This window comes from Microcystis sp. M113S1, from assembly GCF_020246945.1.
Classification (GTDB): Bacteria; Cyanobacteriota; Cyanobacteriia; order Cyanobacteriales; family Microcystaceae; genus Microcystis.
On sequence record NZ_JADBSA010000062.1, the window covers coordinates 1 to 4,503 of the forward strand.

3 protein-coding genes are annotated in these 4,503 nt (G+C 45.9%); 2 read left to right on the forward strand and 1 reads right to left on the reverse strand.

The window, feature by feature from the left end:
• Nucleotides 1-313: 313 nt before the first annotated feature.
• Nucleotides 314-1,777, forward strand: a complete 1,464-nt coding sequence (gene purF / locus IM319_RS03605) for an amidophosphoribosyltransferase (protein WP_286827068.1) — start codon at nucleotides 314-316, stop codon at nucleotides 1,775-1,777.
• A 212-nt stretch (nucleotides 1,778-1,989) separates the two neighbouring features.
• Here the strand turns inward: purF and IM319_RS03610 are convergent, their stop codons facing one another.
• On the reverse strand, nucleotides 1,990-3,753 hold the full coding sequence (locus tag IM319_RS03610; protein ID WP_287734673.1) for an ABC transporter ATP-binding protein: 1,764 nt from the start codon (nucleotides 3,751-3,753) through the stop codon (nucleotides 1,990-1,992).
• Nucleotides 3,754-4,368: 615 nt separating this feature from the next.
• On the opposite strand from IM319_RS03610, the gene IM319_RS03615 reads away from it, so the two are divergent.
• The coding region (locus tag IM319_RS03615) for a transposase family protein (RefSeq protein ID WP_287684375.1) at nucleotides 4,369-4,503 on the forward strand (135 nt) is incomplete at its 3' end.

The window sequence follows — 4,503 nt, forward strand, 5'->3', positions numbered from 1 at the left end:
AAATGGGGAAATGGGGAAATGGGGAAATGGGGAAATGGGGAAATGGGGAAATGGGGAAATGGGGAAATGGGGAAATGGGGAAATGGGGAAATGGGGAAATGGGGAAATGGGGAATTTCAGCTAAAACCCTAACACCCTAAAACCCCAAAACCCCAAAACCCTAACACCCCAAAACCCTAACGCCCCAAAACCCTAACACCCAACACCTGATAACTGGATAACTGTTCCCAAATCCCCTTAAATAAGGTGTTAAAAATAGATTAAGATAAGTTAAGATTTTGTATCGAAAGTAGCCCCAAACCCCAGTCCTCTCATGTTTAGCCATCCCGACTCATCCCTATCCCTGAACCGCGTCGATAAGCCTGAAGAAGCCTGTGGAGTTTTTGGACTCTATGCCCCTGAGGAAGAAGTAGCAAAACTGACCTATTTTGGACTCTATGCCCTGCAACACCGAGGACAGGAATCGGCAGGTATTGCCACCTACGACGGGGAAACGGTGCATTGTTACAAAGAAATGGGCTTAGTTTCCCAAGTTTTTAGCGAAACTGTCCTTAAAACCTTGCCCGGTACTCACGCCGTCGGTCATACTCGTTACTCTACCACCGGTTCTAGCCGTCGCGCCAATGCCCAACCTGCCGTGATCGAAACCCGTTTAGGTAAACTTTCCCTAGCACATAATGGCAATTTAGTCAATACTTTTGAGTTAAGAAATGTATTAGAAAAGCGCGGTTGTGATTTCGGCACCACCACCGACTCGGAAATGATCGCCGTCGCTATCGGCCAGGAAGTGGATAGTGGCAAGGATTGGATACAAGCGGCGATCGATGCCTTTAGCTATTGTAGCGGGGCTTACAGCCTTGTTATCGGCACACCGACGGGAATTATCGGGGTGCGGGATCCCAATGGTGTCAGACCGTTAGTAATTGGGGTTTTGCAAGAAGAAGGCAATCCCCCCCGTTATGTTTTAGCTTCGGAAACCTGCGGATTAGATATTATCGGGGCCGATTATCTGCGGGATGTGCAGCCGGGGGAATTAGTTTGGATTAGTGAAGATGGCTTATCTTCAGTGGATTGGGCCATGAAACCGGAGAAAAAATTATGCGTTTTCGAGATGATTTATTTTGCTCGTCCCGATAGCATTGTTCACGAGGAATCTTTATATACTTATCGGGTACGTTTGGGGGAACAATTAGCCAAAGAGTCGCCGGTAGAAGCGGATATGGTGATGGGAGTTCCCGATTCTGGTATTCCAGCTGCGATCGGATTTTCGCGCATTTCTGATATTCCCTACGCGGAAGGATTGATTAAAAATCGTTATGTGGGACGGACTTTTATTCAACCAACCCAACACATGAGAGAGTCGGGAATTAAGATGAAATTGAATCCTTTAAAGGATGTTTTACAGGGAAAAAGAGTTATTATTGTTGATGATTCGATCGTGCGGGGAACCACTAGCCGGAAATTAGTTAAAGCTTTACGCGATGCTGGTGCAAGAGAAGTTCACATGAGAATATCTTCTCCTCCGGTGACTCATCCTTGTTTTTATGGTATTGATACGGATAACCAAGAGCAATTAATTGCGGCAACTAAATCGGTGGCGGAAATTCAGGCACAAATCGGGGTGGATAGTTTAGCTTATCTCAGTCATGATGCCATGTTAACAGCAACGAAGGAAGACCCGAAAACCTTCTGTACTGCCTGTTTTAATGGTGATTATCCGATTCCTGTACCCGATAATGTTAAGCGCTCGAAGTTGATCTTAGAAAAAGTTAAATAGGGTTTGCTGAATAAATCTAAAAACCTTGTTGGATAAGGTTTTTAGACTTTTTTTCCCTCAAAAAGTCCCTTATCGGTAAAACCCCAACCCCCATCCCCTACACCCCAACCCCCAACCCCCAACCCCCATCCCCTACACCCCAACCCCCAACCCCCAACCCCCAACCCCCAACCCCCAACCCCCACCGAAAAACTTTTTGCCGCAAACCCTACTTAAATCCTCTGAAAACAATCGGCAATTTCCTGGGGAGTTAAAAGAGAATTAGGATAACTGGAAAGTTGTCCTAATTTTTGTGCTAATAAAACTGCTTGGGGTGGAGTTAGATAGGTTTTGGCTAAGAGAGCGGTTTGATGATAAGCTTGCCGGATTGGGGCATCTAAAAGGATAGTTCCTTGACCCATAATAATTACTCTTTCGGCGTATTCTGGCATTAAATAGAGGTGATGGGTGATAACAATCACCGTTTTGCCCATCTGGTGTAATTGACGACTCACCTCTAAAATTGCCTTAGCCCCTTGGTAATCTTGGCCGGTGGTCGGTTCATCAAACACAACTATGCGCGGTTCCATGGCTAAAATTGCCGCAATCACTACCCGCGCTCGATCGCCTTTCGGTAAGGAGAGAGGATGATAGAATCGATATTCTAGCAATCCCATGGCTTCTAGACTTGCTTTCGTGCGTTGGGTAACGATTTCTGGAGGATAACCGAGATTAGTCGGGGCAAATGATACTTCTTTCTCGACAGTGGTGTTAAAAATCTGATTATCGGGATTTTGGGCTACATAACCGATCGAACGGGCTAAATCACTGACAGAAAAGCTATCGGTCGCAACGCGCTCGCTACGCGAGATCGAACGTCCATCAATCATAACTTGACCGGTGGTCGCCGAGAGAAGATTGAGAAAATGCTTGACTAAAGTGCTTTTTCCCGCCCCATTTTGACCGATAATCAGCAGATATTCCCCTTCGGCAATATCGAGGGACACATCCCGCAAAGCGGTAGTACCATCGGGATAGGTATGGCAGAGATTTTTTACCCTCAGTATGGGGTTTAAGGGGTCAGAAACCGACGATAAGGGAGGGGTTGGGGTTATCTGATGGTAAAAGGATTTAAGCTCGTTTAAACGGGCAAAACCTCGGTCTAGGGTGACAGGAATTGATTCGATCTCGCGTAGCGAGCGCGTTGCGAGCGCCCCGATGTTTTGCTCGATCAAAGCAAAAGTAGTGGCCACTTGCGGGGGACGCAGGGCATTTTCCTGTAAACGTTGTACTTGGGAGTAGATCTCTGCTGGGGTTCCCATAGCTTCGATCGCACCATCCCTTAATAGTACAAGGCGATCGGCATATTCGGCCATTTCCTCGGCCGCGTGGGAGACCATGACAATAGTGACACCGAGATGGCGATTTAATTCCTTAATGGTGGCGAAAACTTCTTGGGATCCCACCGGATCCAGTTGGGAGGTGGGTTCATCGAGAATTAACAAAGCGGGCTGAACTGCGAGGGCAGCGGCGATCGCTAATCGTTGTTTTTGTCCTCCCGATAGTTCCCCCGGCGATTTTTTTTCCATTCCCTCTAACCGGACTGCCGCTAAAACTTTGGGAATGCGCGCTTTAATTTCCTCTCGCGGTAGCCGTAAATTTTCTAAGGTAAAAGCGATTTCATTTTCTATAGAAGTGGCTAAAAGTTGCGTTTCGGGATCTTCAAATACTGCCCCCACATAGCGGGCCAAGGTGCTAACCGGATGGGTTAAAGTGTCTAAACCTGCTACTGTTGCATAACCAAAAAAACGCCCTCCGTAAAATTGGGGGACAATACCGTTAAGAGTTAAACAGAGAGTAGTTTTTCCCGCACCTGTGGGCCCGATAATACCTAAAAATTCTCCTCGATGAATTGCTAAAGAGATATTTTTCAGCACTAGATTGGAGGATTCGGGATAAATATAGGAAACTTTCTCTAATTGGGCGATGATTTCCATTATCGGTGGGGAATAGAAGACGGGAGTGGGGTAGATAGGGAGATGTTTTTATGGAAAATTTGAATTAGGGACGCTTCTATTTTTCGCTACCTCGATCGATGAACTTGATTATCACACAGGTGGCCCACTACTCTGTCAATTTTAAAACTATCAGAAGATTTAAGCTAAGACGTATTTAGGGTTTGCGGCAAAAAGTTTTTCGGTGGGGGTTGGGGGTTGGGGGTTGGGGGTTGGGGGTTGGGGTGTAGGGGATGGGGGATGGGGGATGGGGGTTGGGGGTTGGGGGTTGGGGGTTGGGGGTTGGGGTTTTACCGATAAGGTACTTTTTGAGGGGAAAAAAGTCTAAAAGTCTTACCCAACAAGGTTTTTAGATTTATTCAGCAGACCCTATTTAAAGGCTGCATCTCATTTTTGTAAATCTACTGAGTTGGGATTTTTAAAGGGAAACTATCTTCTAAAATTGGTCATCGCTTCCGATTTTACCACTCAATCCAAGCCTTTGGGGGGTTCTACCCCCCAAACCCCTAGGGCTGATTCATTCTCCCATCAGAATATCAAAAGTAAAAGCGATCACTGTCAGGTAAAATGAGGAGTGACCGCCAACTTTTAAAATATATGTTGAGCTTAATAGAAAAACTGAAACAAGTCAAGGACTTTCGGAAAGATAAAGGAAAAAGACACCCTTTATGGATAGTATTATTAGTAATAATACTGGGAACAATGCTAGGATACTCAGGTTATAGAGAGCTA

Bases quoted from the DNA above. Each gene is read 5' to 3' on its own strand.
- purF (WP_286827068.1), top strand. From the start codon at position 314: ATGTTTAGCCATCCCGACTCATCCCTATCCCTGAACCGCGTCGATAAG.
- IM319_RS03610 (WP_287734673.1), bottom strand. From the start codon at position 3,753: ATGGAAATCATCGCCCAATTAGAGAAAGTTTCCTATATTTATCCCGAA.